Source organism: Alistipes putredinis DSM 17216 (assembly GCF_000154465.1).
GTDB classification, from domain to species: domain Bacteria; phylum Bacteroidota; class Bacteroidia; order Bacteroidales; family Rikenellaceae; genus Alistipes; species Alistipes putredinis.
Map to the genome: position 1 here is coordinate 269534 of NZ_DS499579.1, position 17206 is coordinate 286739.

A 17206-nucleotide genomic window follows, 5' to 3' on the forward strand; every position below is an offset into this window, starting at 1 on the left:
GGATTTTGCAATTTCATGATGCAAAACCTCTTTGCATTATGAAAAAGATTTTCGCATTGGCACTCGTTGCCGTTTTTTGCCTCGCAGGTTACGGGGTAAGCGCACAGACACAGAGTAAGAACCAGAAATTGAGTCCCAAGCAGGAGAAGCGGGAGGCGCGCGAGCAGCGGCGTGCGCAGCGTCAGGCTGAATACGAACGCTATATCGATTCTCTGGTTACATCGGGCAATTTTCAGTTCATACCCAACAGTATGCGTGTTATGCCGGCCGGATCGGAGCACCTGATTACCAATCCGAATTTCGGATTGCAGTATTGGGACGGAGAATTCGATATTTTCCTGCCTTACGTCAAGGGTGCGGTGATGCCGTATTATCTGACGGTACTCAACTACACGATTTCCAATCCCGAGGAGACCCTCAAGGAGCAGAGCCCCAACGGTTGGGAGGTCACTTTCGTCACTTCGCTCTTCTCTGCGACCAGGTATGTCTTTACGCTGGATATTTATGCCAAGACCGGCGGTGCGACGCTGACCATCACCAATTCCTGGAACATTACGGTGCAGTATTCGGGTACGATCACTTCGCTGTAACGGCGGTTTTCGGATGAGTTTTCCGAAATATTCGAAAGGAAGGCTGTGGATTTCGATCCACGGCCTTTTTCCGTTCGTCGAAGGTGTCTTTCTTTCGAAATAGGCGAAAAATAGTATCTTTGCAGAAGATCGGATACGCCTCGGAAAACTGTGAGCAAGCTCCCGTTTTCTTCTCGGCTTTCGCTATCTTTGACTTCGTCTTAGATACTCCGCCTCGGCAAAATGCAAATGGATTTGCTTTTGCGTTCGGCTTATTCGTATCTTTGTGAATCTTAACGCGTGCATGTTATGCAGGATATTATAAACGGACGCTGCGGCTGGTGCGGAACCGACGAGCTGTATGTGAAATACCACGACGAGGAGTGGGGCCGGTTGGTGACCGATGAGAGAAAACTTTTCGAGTTTCTCGTCCTGGAGAGTGCACAGGCCGGCTTGAGCTGGATCACGATCCTCCGAAAACGGGAGGGGTACCGCAAGGCCTTTTGCGATTTCGACCCCGAGCGGGTGGCTCGCATGACCGGAGAAGACGTGGAGCGGCTGATGCGGTTCGACGGTATCGTGAAAAACCGGCTGAAGATCGAAGCGACGATCACTAATGCAAGGCTGTTCCTGGCTGTCCGGGAGGAGTTCGGCAGTTTTTACGACTACACCCTGTCGTTCTTTCCCGACGGTAAGCCGATTACCAACTCTTTCCGGTCGTTGAGCGAAATTCCGGCTTCGTCGCCTCAGTCCGATGCCATGAGCCGGGATATGAAAAAGCGGGGATTCAAGTTTTTCGGAACCACGATTTGCTATGCCCACTTGCAGGCTGCGGGGTTTATTGACGATCATCTGGCCGATTGCATTTGCCGAAAAGGTAAATAACGGTATAATTTGAAAATGAACGACTTCTGTTCCGCCTTCCGTGTCGTGCGCTGGAAATTCCGGAACCGGGATATTTCGCAGAAGCTGCGAATCTGACGGAGCGAGCGGGAGAGAGGATATTAACTTATTGAATTTACGATGAAATACGCGATTATTTCGACTGAAAAAGGCGACATGAAGGCGGAGCTCTATGAGAAAGAAACGCCTGTCACGGTGGAGAATTTTGTGAATTTGGCCGGGAAGCGGTTTTATGACGGACTGACGTTCCATCGCGTCATTCCCGATTTCGTCATTCAGGGCGGCTGCCCTCGGGGTGACGGTACGGGTGGACCGGGATATACCATTCCCTGCGAAACATCCGCCGGACGACAATACCACGACCGGGGTGTGCTCTCTATGGCCCATCGGGGCAAGGATACGGGCGGCTCGCAGTTCTTTATCTGCATGAACCGTGAAAATACGCAGCATTTGGACGGCGTACATACCTGTTTCGGTCGTGTGATCGAAGGGGTGGATGTGATCGACGACATCCGTCCCGGCGATCTGATTCTCTCGATTCGGATCGTCGAGGAGTAGATTTGCGAACCGCCCCGAGGCTGTTTGTCCCGACCCGCTCTGTTCCGGCCGCTTCATTGCAAGAGCCTGCCGGAAAGTCGGTATTCGCATCAACGGACCGAATCCGGCGAAGATGTTGTGGGGTCGCACCGGAGGTTCAGAAGGTCGTAACGATAATCGCCGCAGCCCAACTTGGGCTGCGGCGATTATTTCGGATCGGTCGGAAGCAGAAACTCTGCCGCCGGCCGGTGCTTCGGTATCGGGGAATGACGCAGGTCGGGTGATTCGGCCCGCTTCCCGTAGAAATCATTTTCCCGACGACGGATTTGCAAAAGCAGCCCGGGAAAGCGTCCATGTCGGAAGCGGGGTAGTCGGGGGCTGCATCTATTCCCTGTAAATCAGGGCGACCGCCGCGACGGAAACGCCCTCTTCGCGCCCTTCGAAACCGAGCCGCTCAGTCGTGGTCGCTTTGACGGAAACCGCGTCGGTGTCGATTCCGATCGTGCGGGCGATCGTTTCGCGCATCCGGTCGATATGGGGGCGCAGTTTGGGCCGCTGCATCGAGATCGTGCAATCTACGTTGCCCACAGCGTAACCTTTCTCCCGGAGCAGTTCCACACAGCGTGCCAGCAGGAGCTTGGAGTCGGCTCCTTTGAATTCGTCCGAGGTGTCGGGAAAGTGCAGGCCGATGTCACCCAGGGCCGCAGCACCCAACAGGGCGTCGCTGATCGCGTGCAGTACCACATCCCCGTCCGAATGGGCGATGCAGCCTTTCGCATGCTCGATTTCTACCCCGCCGAGGATCAGGGGCAGCCCTTCGCCGAGGGCGTGTACGTCGTAGCCGTAGCCGATTCTGAATTTCATCATTCCCGAACTCATTTTGTGGTGGAACGTCCCGGATCGCACGAGGGCCTTCCTGTTCTATTCATCCGTACGTTCCGTATTGCATTAACGGAACGTGCGGATTTTTTTACAGACCGCCGAGTTGCCCGGATATGTTGCAAAAATAGTCATAAAACCGGATTTCTCCCAAGCCGAATGCAATTCGATCCGATATGGGGCCGCGTGCCGTTTCCGAAAGGGGGGATCCCGCTTGACGGTTCCGGATTGTTTTCGTACTTTTGCAGATGTCGCACAGCGGATCTGTGATGATATTTTCACCGTCTTATGAAGGATTTCGTCGCGATCGATTTTGAAACGGCCAACAGAGAGCGCACCAGTATTTGCAGCGTGGGGCTGGTCCGGGTGGAGAACGGGGACATCAGGGAGAAGATCTATCGCCTGATCCGGCCTTACCCCGACTATTACAGCTCCTGGAATACCCGCATACACGGTCTGACGTATCGGGATACGGCGCACGCGGCACCTTTTCCGGAGGTTTGGGCCGACATCTCTCCGGAGTTGGCGGGTTTGCCGTTGGTAGCCCATAACAGTCCTTTCGATGAAGGTTGTCTGAAAGCAGCCTTCCGGCAATACGGCATGGCTTATCCCGATTACCGTTTTTTCTGCACGTGCCGCGCATCTCGTCGGGTTTTCGGCCGGGAATTACCGAATCATCAGCTTCAAACCGTCGCAGCCCGCTGCGGTTTCGATCTTCGGGATCACCATCATGCGCTGGCTGATGCCGAAGCCTGTGCCTGGATCGCCCGCCTGATTCTGTAAAAGGGAGAGAGGGTAGGGCATTCGCTCATATCGCCCTCGTTCGGCATGGGCGCCTGATTCTTTCGATCATTTTCTTCGGAAAAAACCTCCGAAAGCGGCTTCGGCTCGCTGTTTTTTCGTATATTTGACTTCATCCAATATACTCGCGCTCGGCCGAGTTAAAATAAATTTTGCTCGGCACTCGACTTATTCGTATATTTGCAAAAGGTGAATTTGCGTGCGGACGGGTTGCATGCCGTAAAACGATGTTTTGTTGGCGGCCGGATGTCTTTTCGCCGAATATTCGAAGTTGCCGGTATCGGCTCGAACCCGAATCGCGTTCGTTCTCGACTTTTGCCGGCAGGAAGAACAAGACCGATATAAAACCTTATAAGAAATGTCAGAGATTACAAAATTAGAACCGAAGCTCGTCTGGGAGCTGTTCGATGCCATTACGCGGGTGCCGCGTCCCTCCAAGAAAGAGGAAAAGATCCGGGAGTTCCTCGTGGATTTCGCAAAAAAACACAACATCGACTACCAGACCGACCAAACGGGTAATGTCGTGATGCGCGTGCCCGGTACGAAAGGATATGAGAACCGTCCCTGCGTCATTCTTCAGTCCCATATGGATATGGTGTGCGAGAAAAATTCGGACACGGCGTTCGACTTCGACAAGGATCCCATCCGCACGAAGATCGTCGATGGCTGGGTGAAGGCCGAAGGTACGACGCTCGGTGCCGACGACGGTATCGGTATGGCGGCAGCCCTTGCCGCGCTGCTCGATCCTGCATTGGAACACGGTCCTCTGGAGGCGCTGTTCACGGTGGACGAAGAAACCGGTCTTACCGGTGCTTTCGGACTGGGTAAAGGAATGCTTACGGGGCGTTACCTGGTGAACCTCGATTCCGAGGACGAAGGCGAAATTTTCATCGGCTGCGCCGGCGGCGTCGATACGCTGGCTACGTTCCGTTATAAAACGGAGGCCGCACCTGAAGGCCACGCCTTTTTCCGGATTCGGGTATCCGACCTTTCGGGCGGACACTCCGGCGACGACATCGATAAGGGCCGTATGAATTCCAACAAACTGGTCGCACGGTTGTTGTGGAACGGCGCCCAGCGTTTCGGATTGCGCCTGAGCCGTTTCGACGGCGGCAACCTGCGCAATGCCATTCCGCGCGAGGCGTATGCGGTTTTCGCCGTGCCGAGCGGTTCGAAAGCCGGTTTCGAGGCTTTCTATAAGGAGTTTGCCGGGGAACTTGCAGCCGAAGCCAAGTTCCGGGAACCGAATTTCAAGATCGGAATCGAAGAGGTTCCGGCCGCATCGGTGATCGATGCGGCGACCCAGCGCAACTTGCTTTACGCGCTCGTAGGACTGCCCAACGGAGTGATCGAGATGTCGCTGGCCATGCCGGGACTTGTCGAAACATCGACCAACCTCGCTTCGGTGAAATTCGAAGGGGATGACCGGATCGTCGTGACTACTTCGCAGCGCTCCTCGGTGGAGAGTGCCAAGGTCTATGCGTCGCAGATGATCGAATCGGTGTTCGCTTTGGCGGGTGCCGAGGTGTCGCATTCGGAGGGGTATCCCGGCTGGGCGCCCAATCCCCAGTCCAAACTGTTGGAAATCACGGTTGCCAGCTATGAGAAACTTTTCGGTGTGAAGCCCAAGGTGCGTGCGATCCATGCCGGATTGGAGTGCGGCTTGTTCCTCGAGAAATATCCGCATCTGGAGATGGTTTCGTTCGGTCCGACGCTGCGCGGCGTCCATTCGCCCGATGAGCGGCTCGAAATCGCAACGGTTCCCAAGTTCTGGGATCTGTTGGCCGATATTCTGAAAAAAGTCGAGTAAGTTTCTGCGTGGAATATTGATTTCCGAATCATATCGTCTGGTCGATCAAGTCATTCATTATCAAATGAATGACTTGATTTTTTGATTATACGGATCGTAGGAAGATGGTTTACACGGGTAATTCTCGGGATGATATTCTCGATCTTTTTTATTGTCAAAGGCCGGATACTCTGTATTTTATGACAATGAAAACCGATTGTTCGACAGGTTTGTACGGGTATTTGTGCTGCGCCTGCCTTCCGGCGAGGTGCAACGAAGGCAGAAGCTCGGAGAACGGAGCCTTGCGGGATACGTAATTAAAATTGCTCGCCGCTATCGAACGGGATAGAATGGACCGGTTGCGAAAAAAATTAGGAAAGATAATTTCGGGGGATCGGTATCCGAACCGATCCTTAATCACAAAATGAATCAATATCGGTATTATGTTAAATTATATGAGAATTTTATTGCATCGGCCAATATGTCGGTATTTACGCCGATGATTATATAATGATTTATAAAACAGGTATTATCCGTGATTTCTTTGTGTTTTGCCGGAGACAAATATGCTCGATGCAGGAAAGTTTTGTAATGTTGCAGACCGATCGATCTTTGATATGGATGTGGACAATTCGTGCGGATGTCGTTAATTTTAGTAAATTTGCAGGTAAATATATTTGTCTATGTTTCGAAAAATCGCCATATTTTCGCTGATAATACCGTGGTTGCTTTTCAGCGGCTGTGCGTCCCGACCCGCCGACGAGCGGCCGACGATCTTCGTATCGATTCTTCCTTTGCGCGGGATCGTTTCCGAAATCGTCGGCGATGACTTTCGGGTCGAAGTGCTCGTTCCGCCCGGTATGAACCCGGAAAGTTTCGAGCCGACACCCCGGCAGATGATCGATCTGAATCGTTCGCAGTTGATATTCAATATCGGTTGGATCGATTTCGAGCAGAATATGCTGTCCAAGATCGAGGACCGTCGAAAAGTAATCGACCTGCATCGTGGTATAGAGCCGATTGCGGGCAGTTGCTCCCATGCGGACGCGGAGAAAGAGCACCGACACGGCGTCGATCCCCACATTTGGACCTCTCCGCGCGAATTGCGCACTATGGCCGATAATGCTTATCGGGCGATTCACGAGTTGTATCCTGATTCTACCGTATATGCGGTTAATTATCAGTGTCTTGCCGATAAATTGCAGGCTCTCGATGATTCTGTTGCCGAACGGCTGAAGCAGAGCGGAGTACCCTATTTCATGATTTACCATCCGGCCCTGACCTACTATGCCCGTGCCTATGGAATCGAGCAGGTTGCCATCGAGCAGGATGGCAAGGAGCCTTCGGCCAAACGGCTGGCCCGGCTTATCGAGCAGGCTCGCCGGGACAGTATTCGTGTCGTATTCTACCAGAGCCAGTTCCCGGCTTCCACCGTCGAAGTGATCGCCGAAGATATCGGGGCGCAGAGCGTCCGGATCGATCCGCTGGCCGAAGATGTCGTCGGCAATATTTCCTATATTACGGATCTCATAACTGCCGAACGTCTATGAAAACTCCGCTCGTTTCGCTTCGCCGCGTCAGCGTGTCGTACGATGGTCACGACGCGCTCAAAGAGGTCGATTTGGATATTTATCCCGATGATTTTCTCGGTATCATAGGCCCTAACGGCGGAGGTAAAACTACGCTTGTCAAGGCCATCGTGGGAACGATCCCCTATCGCGGTACGATCTCCTATTCGCCGCAGTTGTTTCGGGGAAAGGAGCGGTTGATCGGCTATATGCCCCAGCAATCGATCTTCGACCGGAGTTTTCCGATTTCGGTGCTCGAAGTGGTGATGTCGGGGCTTCAGGGGCAAAGGGGTTTCCATGCCCGCTATGCGTCCGGGGATCGAGCGAAGGCACAGGAGCTGCTGCGGACGGCCGGTATCGACGGGATCGCCCGCAAACCTATCGGCGAGATTTCCGGCGGTCAGATGCAGCGGGCGTTATTGTGTCGGGCGGTGATTTCGGATCCTAAATTGTTGATTCTGGACGAGCCGGCCAATTTTGTGGACAATCGTTTCGAAAACGAGCTCTATCGGATGCTCGCCGAGCTGCACGGACGAATGGCGATCGTAATGATTTCGCACGATCTGGGGACGATTACGAGTGTCGTGCGGAATATCGTTTGTGTGAATCGTTATGTTCACCGGCACGATTCGAACATCATTACCGAGGAGCAGCTTCGTAATTACGACTGCCCTATTCAGCTTATTTCCCACGGCAAGGTGCCGCATACGGTGCTTGCATTGCACCCGCACGACTGTTGTCCACATACCCGTACGGAGGAATAGCCCGGCTTTTCCGGTATCTATCTTCACCGATGAAGATTACGACCGGGCCAAAGCCATGTACGACGAACGCATGGCCAACTACGGAAGCGGTGAAAAGTAACTCCCGGATTCTCTGAACGAATAGAGCCGCAATAGCTATTGCGGCTCTATTCGCTTCCTCCCCTCTCGCTGTCCGGCAGACAGAGTACCTCGTTCCGGAAAAAGTGTTGCGCCGGATCAACAAAATGTATTCCGGCATATATGCGTCCGTTGGCTTGCCGCCATTGTTTGTTGTCGTACCTGTTGCCTGCACATTGGGCGGCGATGCCGGCCGCAGGATCCCGATCGTTTGTGGACATAAAAAATACTTACGGAGTTGCCCCCGTAAGTATTCGAGTATGATTCGGGATAATTCTCTATTTGTTGATCTCGCTCAACTTTTCGAACAATTTGCCGAACGAAGCCTCGATTTCGCGGCGCAGCGCTGCAAAGTGCTTGCGCACCAGCGAAGGATTATGTGCATCGGCCGGATTGTTGGCCTTGACGAAAAGCGCGTTGCGAAGAGCCACACCCTCCTGCATCACTTCGAAAATCTCTTTCTCTTTGGTCGGCTGGAAGCAGATCGCCATGTCGCAGTCGAACACGAGTTCCTCCAGACGGTAGTCGATCTCTTTTTTCAGCATTCTTAAATTTGCCATATCTCTATTCGGTTTTAATATAATTATTCCTGTAAAAAATCATACACGGATCCACGTACCTCTCCCCGACTTGTCGGAAGCGTTCGCCGCACTCTGTCCGATGCAAAAATTAAAAGAGTGCGAGCAGTCGCCAACCCTGTGATTTTTGTTTCCCTTTGCCGGACAGATCCGCACCCGAATACCTCCTATTCGTTTTTCAGTCGTCGGCTGTCCAAATCAATCCGAGCCGGCTTACCTGCCGCAAAGAAGAACTGCATCCTATCCTCTGCAAAGATAGTGAAAGCCGAGAAGAAAACGGGAGCTCGTTCACAGTTTTCCGAGGCATATCCTATCTTCTTGCAAAGATAAAAAAATCTTCCGGAAATCGAGTGCAGTCAGATCACAAAATTCAATTACATCCGCTCCGGTACGTCGATTCCGAGCAGCGCCATGGCCAGACGGATCGTGCGGGCCACCTGTTCGGCCAGGCGCAGCCGCATGTCGCGGGTCGTCGTACACTCCTCTTTGAGGATCGAATGGTCGTGGTAGTAGCCGTTGAACGATTTGGCCAGTTCGTAGGCGTAAGCGCCGACGATCGACGGAGCGAAATTCGCGGCGGCGGCCTGTACGGTCGCCGGATATTCGGTCAGCGCCTTGATCAGTTCGATCTCTTCGGGCAGGAGCGCCGCAGCTTCGTCCTGGGTGCGGAAATCGATCCCTGCCTCCTCTGCTTTGCGCAGGATCGAGCGGATGCGTGCATGCGTGTACTGGATGAAAGGACCTGTATTGCCGTTGAAGTCGATCGATTCGCGGGGGTCGAACAGCATCGTCTTCTTGGGATCGACCTTCAGGATGAAATACTTGAGGGCTCCTAACCCGACCATCGATGCGATGGCGTCGGCTTCCTGCGCGGTGCAGCCGTCCAGTTTGCCCAATTCGTCCGACATCTCGCGGGCGGTCGATACCATGTCGGCGATCAGATCGTCTGCATCGACGACCGTTCCCTCGCGGGATTTCATCTTGCCTTCGGGCAGCTCGACCATGCCGTAGGAAAGGTGGTAGATGTGGTCGCTCCATTCGTCGTATCCCAACTTCTTGAGGATCAGCTTGAGCACCTGGAAATGGTAGTTCTGTTCGTTGCCCACTACGTAGATCATTTCGTCCAGCCGGTTCTCCTCGAACCGGCGGAACGCCGTGCCGAGATCCTGCGTCATATAGACCGATGTGCCGTCGCCGCGCAGCAATAACTTCTGGTCGAGTCCGTCGGCCGTGAGGTCGATCCAGACAGAACCGTCCTCCTTGCGGAAGAAGATACCCCGGGCGAGTCCCTCTTCCACCAGGCTCTTGCCCAGCAGGTAGGTTTGCGATTCGTAATAGACCTTGTCGAAATCGACGCCCAATGCCTTGTACGTCACGTCGAAGCCTTCATAGACCCACCCGTTCATGGTTTCCCACAGCGAATATATTTCCGGATCTTTGGCCTCCCAGCGGCGCAGCCACTCCTGCGCCTGTCGCATGATCGGAGCGTTTTTCTTGGCCTCCTCCTCGCTTTGCCCGGCGGCGACGAGCTCCTTGATCTGGGCTTTGTAGTGCTTGTCGAATTCGACGTAATATTTACCGACCAGGTGGTCGCCTTTCATCCCCGACGAGGCGGGCGTTTCGCCGCCGCCGTAGAGTTTCCAGGCCAGCATCGACTTGCAGATGTGAATACCGCGGTCGTTCACGAGGTTTACCTTGATGACCTTGTTGCCGTTGGCTTTCAGGATCTGCGCGACGGAGTATCCCAGCAGGTTGTTGCGGATGTGTCCCAGGTGAAGGGGCTTGTTGGTGTTGGGCGAGGAGTATTCGATCATTACGGTACGGCCCGTCGGTGCGGCCTGCCCGAAGGTGTCGTTTGCCGCGACCTCCCGGAAGCGTGCGGCCCAGAATGCACTGTCGAGCGAGAGATTCAGGAATCCCTTGATTACGTTGAACGCCTTGATTTCCGGCGTATTGGCCACCAGGTATTCGCCGATCTCCGTCGCCGTGGCTTCGGGCGACTTGCGGCTGGCTTTGAGCAGGGGGAACACCACGAGCGTATAGTCGCCCTCGAACTCTTTGCGGGTTTTCTGAATCTGCAACGGAGCTCCGGCATTCCCGTAGAGGGTGCTTACCGCCGCTGCGACTTTATCCGTAAGAAACTGTTCAATATTCATCGTATGTCGAATTTGGGTGCGAATTTACGCTTTTTATCCGAATAATCCGCGTCGTCGCCTCTCAATAATGCGTCGGATAGCGAATTGCATCCGTCGATTTTCGGAAAATTGCAAACTATTGTTATATTTGCAAACCGTATAGGCTGTCCCCGCAGCGTCCGAATGGTTCGGCGTTGTTGCGTCGTGCGATTCCCTGTCCGAAAACAATCCGGGCCGGATTCGTCCGCCGGGGTCGAAGGCCGGAGCCATCCGGCCCGGCTTTCGGTATGGACCGCCTTTCGTTTTTTTATTTTTTCATAGCATGGAAATATTCATAATCCTCCTGCTGATCCTGCTCAACGGTCTGTTCGCCATGTCGGAGATCGCCCTGATCTCGGCTCGCAAATCGAACCTCACGGCGCAGGCCAAGCAGGGCAACAAACGGGCTCGCCAGGCCCTCAAGCTGGCGGAAGATCCCAACAAATTTCTTTCGACCGTCCAGATCGGTATTACTCTGATCGGTATTTTGACCGGTATTTATTCGGGGGCGGCCATCGCCGACGACCTGCGGGAAGTCTTCGTCCGCTGGGGAGTTCCCTATGCGGCTCCCGTAGCGCAGACGCTCATCGTGATCGTGGTGACCTATCTGACTATCGTGTTCGGAGAGTTGATTCCCAAGCGTATCGGTATGACGGCCGCCGAGCCGGTCGCCAAACTCGTGGCCGGCCCTATGAAGGTGCTGTCGGTCGTCGCCTCCCCTTTCGTATGGCTCCTTTCGAAGAGCATCGAGGGCATTTCCCGTCTGTTCGGGCTGCGCGATACCGACAGTCCCGTAACGGAGGCCGAGATCAAGTCGATCGTGCAGGAAGGCGCCGAGGACGGAGCTGTGCAGGCTGTCGAGCAGAAGATCGTCGGCCGTGTCTTCTCGTTGGGTGACCGCAGCGTGGAGTCGATCATGACCCACCGCAGCGACATCGCATGGCTCGATGTGAATATGTCTGTGGATGAGATCCGCGACCTCGTTCGTCGGGAGCCTCACGGACGCTATCCCGTCGGTGAAGGATCGCTCGACCGGCTGGTCGGCGTCGTCTATCTGAAGGATCTTTTCTCGCATATCGGGGACCCTGGATTCTCGCTGCGGCAGATTCTCTCTCCTGTCAAGCTGTTCCACGAGGGAGCGGAGGTGTATATGGCGCTGGAACAGTTGCGGACCGAGCAACTGGGTTATGGCATCGTTTGCGACGAGTTCGGCGTCACGCAGGGTATCGTGACTCTGAAAGATATTTTCGAAGCCCTTGTGGGCGAGCTGCTCGAAGATCGTGAAGAGCCGGATATCGTCGTGCGCGAGGACGGCAGCGTGCTGGTGGACGGACAGTGTTCGTTTTACGATTTTCTGGCCCATTTCGGATTGGAGGATGTCTATTCTTCGGCCGAATACAATACGATCAGCGGTTTGATTCTGGATGAGTTGGAACATATTCCGCACAGCGGGGAATACCTTCAATGGGAGTGTTTCCGGCTCGAAGTCGTGGATATGGACGGAGCACGTATAGACAAGGTACTGGCGACGATGATCGACACGTCCGATAATAAAACTAAATAAGGTCTTTCCGTGCGGAGTTTGTTTTTGATGCCATGAAGATTGCCGACATAGAATTGGGTGACCGCCCGCTGTTCCTGGCTCCGATGGAGGATGTGACCGATCCTTCGTTCCGCTATATGTGCAAGCGGTTCGGTGCCGACGTGGTATATACCGAGTTTATCTCTTCGGACGGGTTGATCCGCGATGCGGGCAAGTCGCTTGCCAAATTGCGCATCGCCGAATCCGAACGGCCCGTGGGTATCCAGCTTTACGGTCATCTGGTGGAACCGATGGTCGAGGCGGCTCGGATCGCCGAGGCGGCCGATCCCGATATCATCGATATCAACTTCGGTTGTCCGGTGAAGAAGATCGCCGGTCGGGGCGCCGGATCGGGTATGATGCGCGATGTCCCCCTGATGGTCGAGATGACCCGCCGCATCGTCGAAGCCGTGAAGAAACCCGTGACGGTCAAAACCCGTCTGGGATGGGATGAAGAGTCGAAGAACATCGAAGAGATCGCTCTGCGCCTGCAGGACGTGGGTATCGCCGCACTGACGATCCACGGCCGCACGCGGGCCCAAATGTATCGCGGCGAAGCGGATTGGACGCTCATCGGCAAGGTGAAGAACAATCCGGCGATCCGGATTCCGATCATCGGTAACGGAGATATCGACTCCGGTCCCAAGGCCCGCGAAATGTTCGACCGCTACGGAGTGGACGGGGTGATGATCGGGCGGGCGACCTACGGGCGGCCCTGGATCTTCCGCGAAGTGAAACACTTTCTTGAAACCGGCGAGGTGATGCCGCAGCCGTCGGTGGCGGAGCGGGTCGAAATCGCTAAAGAACATCTGGCCAAATCCTTGGAGATCAAAGGTGACCGGGTTGGAATCCTGGAGATGCGCCGCCACCTGTCGAACTATTTCAAGGGGCTTCCCAATTTCAAGGAAACCCGCCTGAAGCTGGTGACTCTGTTCGATCCGAACGAACTGTATGCCACGCTCGATTCGATCGCCGATCGTTGGGGCGATTTCGACGTGAGCGGGGTCATCCCTGCTCCGCTTTCGCATGATGTGTAGCTTAGTTCCGCACGAGAATCGCTTGCCTGTCGATTCCTAAGCGTATATTTTCAACAAGGGCGACCAAATCTTTCTGCCCGCCCGAAAAGTCCCGGCAGCGTACCGGTGCCGAATTTCGTGGAGCCGGAAAATTGTCGCTTCGTGCGTAAGGATCTCCTTTTATTCGTTATTCGATTCCCCGTCATTTGTTTATTCGATAACTCTGTAAAAACGAAGCGCCGCGAGAGAAGTCGCGGCACTTTTTATTATCAACGTCCGGGGTTATTTCAGGCTGCGTTGGATATAGTCGGTGTAATCCTTGACTACGGGCGTGTAATCTTCCTCTTCGAACAGCGGGGAGGAGATCAGGAAGTCGGCCGTTGAGCGGTTTACAGCCGTGGGTACGTTGTAAAGCGTTGCCAGGCGCAACAGCGCTTTCACATCCACGTCGTGCGGTTGCGCCGACATGGGGTCCCAGAAGAAAATCAGGGCACTGATCCGTTCGTCCGCGATCAGGGCGCCCAGTTGCTGGTCGCCGCCCAGAGGACCCGATTTCAGCCGCGTGATGTCGAGTGCCGGTTGCTCGTAGTGGTGGGATGCCGAGTGATTGAGCAGGGTTTCTTCGACGATCTTGCCTGTCGTACCCGTACAGACGATCCGGTGTTTGCTCAATTTTTCACAGTTCCAGTCCACCCATTCCGCCAGGTCGTGTTTCATGTTGTCGTGCGCGACGAGCGCCATCATTTTCTGTCTGTTCATTTCTTTCATCCGTTTTTTTGAAAGCCGCGTTTCGGCTTTCGGTTGTTTTATACTCGATTTACGGCCCCAAGATGCGAATAAGCCGAGTACAAAAGCAAATTTATTTGCATTTTGCCGAGGCGAAGTATTTAAGACGAAGTCAAAGATACGAAAAGGAGGGAGCAATCGTGCGGGTTTGTACGCAAGAATTGCCGAACCGCTTCCTATTTTCTGCAAAGATAATATGCAGCGGCATCTTCCGACCACTCCCGGCGCAGGTTTCATCGAATTGTAATGTCGGGAAAGTTCGGTATTCCGCCCGGAAACCGTTACCCGTTGTTGCTTGCCTTGAGCCCTCGGATCACCGCCGAAGTGAATCCGGCGTGTTCCATTTCGTTCAGCCCTTTGATCGTGATTCCTCCGGCTGTGGTTACCCTATCCACCTCCTGTTCGGGGTGCGAGCCGTTGGATTCGAGCAAGGCGATCGCCCCGCGCAGGGTTTGCAGAACGCCTTCTTGAGCCTTTTGCGGGTAAAGGCCCAGCTCTACCCCGCCCTCCATCGCTGCCCGGATATAACGGAAGGCGAAGGCGATACCGCAGGAGCAGAGCGTCGTGGCCGGACCGAGTAGCCGCTCTTCCACCAATTCCGCTTTGCCCAATGCACCGAAAATATTCAAAACCAGTCTGTTCTGATCTTCGGTCGCATTCAGCCCCGTGATGAACGTCATGCTTTGCTTTACTTCGATGGCCGTATTGGGAATTGCGCAATAAAGGGCTCTGTCTTTTCCGGCCCATGTTTGCAGCTGTTCCAGGGAAATGCCCGCCGCTACCGAAATGACGATCTGTCTATCGGGCCGCTTCCCTGTCAGATGCTCTTTTATCAGTGCCTCCACCATCCAGGGTTTCACGGCGATTACCACGATGTCGGCCGTAGCCAGAGAGCTGTAGTCGCCCGTAACGGCCTGCAATTCCGGATTGAACCCCTGTATTTCGGCGGTTTTGCTCGCGCGGCGGTTGATGACCGTAATGTCCTGTGGTCGGAACAGGTCGCAGGTGGATAGTCCGCGAGCGATTGCTCCGCCCATATTGCCTCCTCCGACAATCGATATTTTCATGGGTCGCATGGTTTTTTATTTATAAAAATGCTCCGTCCGTCAGGTGCGGAATCGGAGCTGTATTGTCTATTCGGGCAAAGGTTTGGCAGCGGTGCATACCTGTCGAAAGGGAGCACCGGCGAATCTTTATGCTTCCTGCTCTGCGGGCAGTTTGAATTCGGTGAACCCGGCACCCACGAGGGTATTGAACCAGGAGAAAACCTTCTTCATGTCCGATACGTGGACCCGGTCGCGGTCGTATTCGGGCAATACTTCTGCGAAATATGCTTTGAGTTTTTCCGGAGCCTCCTTGTGGCTGATGGCTGGCTGTCCCTGCGTATGTTCGTAAATTTTGGTGAAAACCTCTGCGAGCGGGATGTCCTCGCCCTCGGTGAAGATGGATATTTCGGTCAGTGCGCTCACTTTGGAGTTGCTTGCGGCATTCATGCGTTTGCCGTCCGACAACGACTCGACGATGACGCCGCGCGACGATTGTGCGACGTATTTGTACAAACCGGGTTGGCCGGAAATGGCCAGAATCTCTTTCAATTCCATAATTTTTTCTGTTCGATAATATGTTTGAGTTTGGTTCTTCACTGTCCGTGCGGGCCGTGCGGGGTGAATCCGCTCCGGCTCGTACCGTTCGAAAATGCGGTTTCAGATGGCATATACGCTGTATTGCTGGGCTTCGGTTACGGAAGAAAGGCCGTTCTCGTTGGTCACGACGATCAGCCAATATACCGTACTGCCGGCTTTCTGTGCAGGAATGATTGCTTCGTAAAAGACCGTGTCGGAAGTCGCCTTGAAATAGTAGGCATTGGTCGATTTCTGCTCCGTGTGCTCTACTCCGTTCTTATCGGTCCATTTGACGTCGTATTTCACCTGAGCGTAGAATGCACCGTACTGGTTCGATATATTGGCCTGCACATAAACTTTCTGAACCGAAGATACCCGGCCTCCGTCTTCGATGGTGGCTCCTTCGTCCGTGATGACCGGGAACGTCGTTTGTTCGGGTCCTACTTCTTTCAGTTCGCACGAAGGAATCGCGCAGGCGATGAAAATCAGAAATAAAAACCACTTTTTCATAATGGATGCGGATTGGCTGTGTGTGGTTACTCTTTGGTCAGGTGAACGTCCATCTGCGGGAACGGGAAGTTGATTCCCTTTTCAGGTAATGTTTTGTAATACAGCTCGTTCATTGCGAAGAAAACGTCCCAGTAATCTTCGTTTTTCGTCCAGGCCCGAACGGTCAGATTGACCGAATTATCGGCCAGGGCAGCGATATATACCGCAGGCGCCGGATCCTGAAGCACCCGTGCGTCTTTGGACAGCAGTTCCAGGATAGCCTCCCGTGCCGTTGCGAAATCGTCGCCGTAAGAGATGCCGATCACCCACTCCACGCGACGTGTTTCGGAGGTGGAATAGTTGTTGATGATCGCGGTAGCGATCGAGCTGTTCGGGATATAGATGGTCTGCTTGTCGGCTGTGGTGATCTTGGTCGAGAAGAGCATGATCTCCTGCACGGTACCCGACTGTCCCTGGGCCGAGATGTAATCGCCTATGCGGTAGGGCTTGAGCAGCAGGATCATCACGCCACCGGCGAAATTCTGCAATGTGCCGCTCAGGGCCATACCGATAGCCAGACCGGCCGAAGCGAGCAGCGCGACGATCGAAGTGGTGTTGATACCCATGACTTGAATGATCAGGAGAATCAGCACGATGTAGGAGATGGTCTTGATCAGGTTGCGCAGGAAGATTTGCAGCGAACGATCCACCTTGCGCTTTTCGAAAGCCGTCGAAAGCAGTTTTATGAGGCGGCCGATAAGCCAACGCCCCGCCATGTATATCGCCAGGGCGAGGACGATTTTCAGGCCGACCCAGATACTTTCCGAAACCAGATTCGTCAGGACTTTTTCCAAATCCATATTAGCGATTTTTTCGACCGTTTCCGCGAATTTGGCTTTTTGTATGCTGTCCGGAACGATGAGTTTTTCGGTTTGCTGTGCTGTGATGAAAAGAAATCCCATGAAAGAATTAAATTTGATAGGTTGAGTTGCAAATTTAATCAAAAAAACCGGAAATAATAGTAACTTTGCT

At 53.8% G+C, this 17206-nt stretch carries 17 protein-coding genes; 9 read left to right on the forward strand and 8 right to left on the reverse strand.

All coding sequences use genetic code 11. The features are described 5' to 3' along the window. Positions 1 to 38: 38 nt before the first annotated feature. The 3 genes from ALIPUT_RS07085 (at position 39) to ALIPUT_RS07095 (ending at position 2030) form a co-directional block, all read left to right on the forward strand. Entirely contained in the window at positions 39 to 590 is a 552-nt protein-coding gene (locus tag ALIPUT_RS07085; RefSeq protein ID WP_004329143.1) for a DUF4251 domain-containing protein, read from the forward strand. Positions 591 to 878: 288 nt separating this feature from the next. Next, positions 879 to 1454 carry a DNA-3-methyladenine glycosylase I gene (locus tag ALIPUT_RS07090; RefSeq protein ID WP_004329145.1) on the forward strand — a complete coding sequence of 192 codons (576 nt, stop codon included), beginning with the start codon at positions 879 to 881 and terminating at the stop codon, positions 1452 to 1454. A gap of 138 nt (positions 1455 to 1592) precedes the next feature. Continuing rightward, positions 1593 to 2030: a peptidylprolyl isomerase gene (locus tag ALIPUT_RS07095; protein WP_004329146.1), complete on the forward strand. Its 438-nt coding sequence runs from the start codon at positions 1593 to 1595 to the stop codon at positions 2028 to 2030. A 363-nt stretch (positions 2031 to 2393) separates the two neighbouring features. On the opposite strand, the gene ispF is transcribed toward ALIPUT_RS07095, so the two are convergent. Continuing rightward, positions 2394 to 2876 (reverse strand): 2-C-methyl-D-erythritol 2,4-cyclodiphosphate synthase, encoded by a 483-nt coding sequence (ispF, locus tag ALIPUT_RS07100; protein ID WP_004329148.1) that lies wholly within the window; start codon positions 2874 to 2876, stop codon positions 2394 to 2396. 300 nt (positions 2877 to 3176) lie between these two features. Here ispF and ALIPUT_RS07105 point away from each other — a divergent pair, with 300 nt between their 5' ends. From ALIPUT_RS07105 to ALIPUT_RS07120, 4 genes are all read left to right on the forward strand, one after another. After that, positions 3177 to 3671, forward strand: coding sequence for a 3'-5' exonuclease (locus ALIPUT_RS07105; RefSeq protein ID WP_004329150.1), 495 nt, complete (start codon positions 3177 to 3179; stop codon positions 3669 to 3671). A 376-nt stretch (positions 3672 to 4047) separates the two neighbouring features. Continuing rightward, a complete protein-coding gene (locus ALIPUT_RS07110; protein WP_004329152.1) occupies positions 4048 to 5499 on the forward strand; it encodes an aminoacyl-histidine dipeptidase in 1452 nt (483 codons plus the stop codon). 662 nt (positions 5500 to 6161) lie between these two features. Beyond that, a complete protein-coding gene (locus ALIPUT_RS07115; RefSeq protein WP_004329156.1) occupies positions 6162 to 7028 on the forward strand; it encodes a metal ABC transporter solute-binding protein, Zn/Mn family in 867 nt (288 codons plus the stop codon). After that, positions 7025 to 7810 carry a metal ABC transporter ATP-binding protein gene (locus tag ALIPUT_RS07120; RefSeq protein WP_004329157.1) on the forward strand — a complete coding sequence of 262 codons (786 nt, stop codon included), beginning with the start codon at positions 7025 to 7027 and terminating at the stop codon, positions 7808 to 7810. Before ALIPUT_RS07115 ends, ALIPUT_RS07120 begins: the two co-directional genes overlap by 4 nt. Before the next feature lie 395 nt (positions 7811 to 8205). On the opposite strand, the gene ALIPUT_RS07130 is transcribed toward ALIPUT_RS07120, so the two are convergent. After that, complete coding sequence (locus ALIPUT_RS07130; protein WP_004329159.1) at positions 8206 to 8487, reverse strand: hypothetical protein; 282 nt, start codon at positions 8485 to 8487, stop codon at positions 8206 to 8208. A gap of 392 nt (positions 8488 to 8879) precedes the next feature. Beyond that, positions 8880 to 10661, reverse strand: a complete 1782-nt coding sequence (gene argS, locus ALIPUT_RS07135; protein WP_004329161.1) for an arginine--tRNA ligase — start codon at positions 10659 to 10661, stop codon at positions 8880 to 8882. 301 nt (positions 10662 to 10962) lie between these two features. Here argS and ALIPUT_RS07140 point away from each other — a divergent pair, with 301 nt between their 5' ends. Both ALIPUT_RS07140 and dusB read left to right on the forward strand, forming a co-directional pair. After that, positions 10963 to 12243 carry a hemolysin family protein gene (locus ALIPUT_RS07140; protein WP_004329163.1) on the forward strand — a complete coding sequence of 427 codons (1281 nt, stop codon included), beginning with the start codon at positions 10963 to 10965 and terminating at the stop codon, positions 12241 to 12243. A gap of 32 nt (positions 12244 to 12275) precedes the next feature. Beyond that, on the forward strand, positions 12276 to 13298 hold the full coding sequence (dusB, locus tag ALIPUT_RS07145) for a tRNA dihydrouridine synthase DusB (protein WP_004329164.1): 1023 nt from the start codon (positions 12276 to 12278) through the stop codon (positions 13296 to 13298). Between the two features lie 261 nt (positions 13299 to 13559). Here dusB and ALIPUT_RS07150 read toward each other — a convergent pair whose 3' ends face one another. The 5 genes from ALIPUT_RS07150 to ALIPUT_RS07170 all read right to left on the reverse strand — a co-directional run bounded on the left by ALIPUT_RS07150 (position 13560) and on the right by ALIPUT_RS07170 (position 17136). Continuing rightward, on the reverse strand, positions 13560 to 14036 hold the full coding sequence (locus ALIPUT_RS07150) for a methylglyoxal synthase (protein ID WP_022460910.1): 477 nt from the start codon (positions 14034 to 14036) through the stop codon (positions 13560 to 13562). 308 nt (positions 14037 to 14344) lie between these two features. Continuing rightward, entirely contained in the window at positions 14345 to 15130 is a 786-nt protein-coding gene (gene proC, locus ALIPUT_RS07155; protein WP_004329166.1) for a pyrroline-5-carboxylate reductase, read from the reverse strand. A gap of 126 nt (positions 15131 to 15256) precedes the next feature. Then, the gene (locus ALIPUT_RS07160) at positions 15257 to 15664 is read right to left on the reverse strand and encodes a DUF5606 family protein (protein WP_004329167.1); all 408 of its coding nucleotides are present in this window, start codon (positions 15662 to 15664) and stop codon (positions 15257 to 15259) included. A gap of 102 nt (positions 15665 to 15766) precedes the next feature. After that, on the reverse strand, positions 15767 to 16195 hold the full coding sequence (locus tag ALIPUT_RS07165; RefSeq protein WP_004329168.1) for a hypothetical protein: 429 nt from the start codon (positions 16193 to 16195) through the stop codon (positions 15767 to 15769). 26 nt (positions 16196 to 16221) lie between these two features. Beyond that, complete coding sequence (locus tag ALIPUT_RS07170) at positions 16222 to 17136, reverse strand: mechanosensitive ion channel family protein (RefSeq protein WP_004329169.1); 915 nt, start codon at positions 17134 to 17136, stop codon at positions 16222 to 16224. Positions 17137 to 17206: the final 70 nt, after the last annotated feature.

What these genes read in the sequence shown, in the direction of transcription:
- ALIPUT_RS07105 (WP_004329150.1), top strand. Translation starts at nt 3,177, where the DNA reads ATGAAGGATTTCGTCGCGATCGATTTTGAAACGGCCAACAGAGAGCGC.
- ALIPUT_RS07110 (WP_004329152.1), top strand. Translation starts at nt 4,048, where the DNA reads ATGTCAGAGATTACAAAATTAGAACCGAAGCTCGTCTGGGAGCTGTTC.
- ALIPUT_RS07150 (WP_022460910.1), bottom strand. Translation starts at nt 14,036, where the DNA reads ATGAACAGACAGAAAATGATGGCGCTCGTCGCGCACGACAACATGAAA.
- ALIPUT_RS07165 (WP_004329168.1), bottom strand. Translation starts at nt 16,195, where the DNA reads ATGAAAAAGTGGTTTTTATTTCTGATTTTCATCGCCTGCGCGATTCCT.
- ALIPUT_RS07085 (WP_004329143.1), top strand. Translation starts at nt 39, where the DNA reads ATGAAAAAGATTTTCGCATTGGCACTCGTTGCCGTTTTTTGCCTCGCA.
- dusB (WP_004329164.1), top strand. Translation starts at nt 12,276, where the DNA reads ATGAAGATTGCCGACATAGAATTGGGTGACCGCCCGCTGTTCCTGGCT.
- proC (WP_004329166.1), bottom strand. Translation starts at nt 15,130, where the DNA reads ATGAAAATATCGATTGTCGGAGGAGGCAATATGGGCGGAGCAATCGCT.
- argS (WP_004329161.1), bottom strand. Translation starts at nt 10,661, where the DNA reads ATGAATATTGAACAGTTTCTTACGGATAAAGTCGCAGCGGCGGTAAGC.
- ALIPUT_RS07115 (WP_004329156.1), top strand. Translation starts at nt 6,162, where the DNA reads ATGTTTCGAAAAATCGCCATATTTTCGCTGATAATACCGTGGTTGCTT.
- ALIPUT_RS07095 (WP_004329146.1), top strand. Translation starts at nt 1,593, where the DNA reads ATGAAATACGCGATTATTTCGACTGAAAAAGGCGACATGAAGGCGGAG.
- ALIPUT_RS07170 (WP_004329169.1), bottom strand. Translation starts at nt 17,136, where the DNA reads ATGGGATTTCTTTTCATCACAGCACAGCAAACCGAAAAACTCATCGTT.
- ALIPUT_RS07140 (WP_004329163.1), top strand. Translation starts at nt 10,963, where the DNA reads ATGGAAATATTCATAATCCTCCTGCTGATCCTGCTCAACGGTCTGTTC.
- ispF (WP_004329148.1), bottom strand. Translation starts at nt 2,876, where the DNA reads ATGATGAAATTCAGAATCGGCTACGGCTACGACGTACACGCCCTCGGC.
- ALIPUT_RS07160 (WP_004329167.1), bottom strand. Translation starts at nt 15,664, where the DNA reads ATGGAATTGAAAGAGATTCTGGCCATTTCCGGCCAACCCGGTTTGTAC.
- ALIPUT_RS07120 (WP_004329157.1), top strand. Translation starts at nt 7,025, where the DNA reads ATGAAAACTCCGCTCGTTTCGCTTCGCCGCGTCAGCGTGTCGTACGAT.
- ALIPUT_RS07090 (WP_004329145.1), top strand. Translation starts at nt 879, where the DNA reads ATGCAGGATATTATAAACGGACGCTGCGGCTGGTGCGGAACCGACGAG.
- ALIPUT_RS07130 (WP_004329159.1), bottom strand. Translation starts at nt 8,487, where the DNA reads ATGGCAAATTTAAGAATGCTGAAAAAAGAGATCGACTACCGTCTGGAG.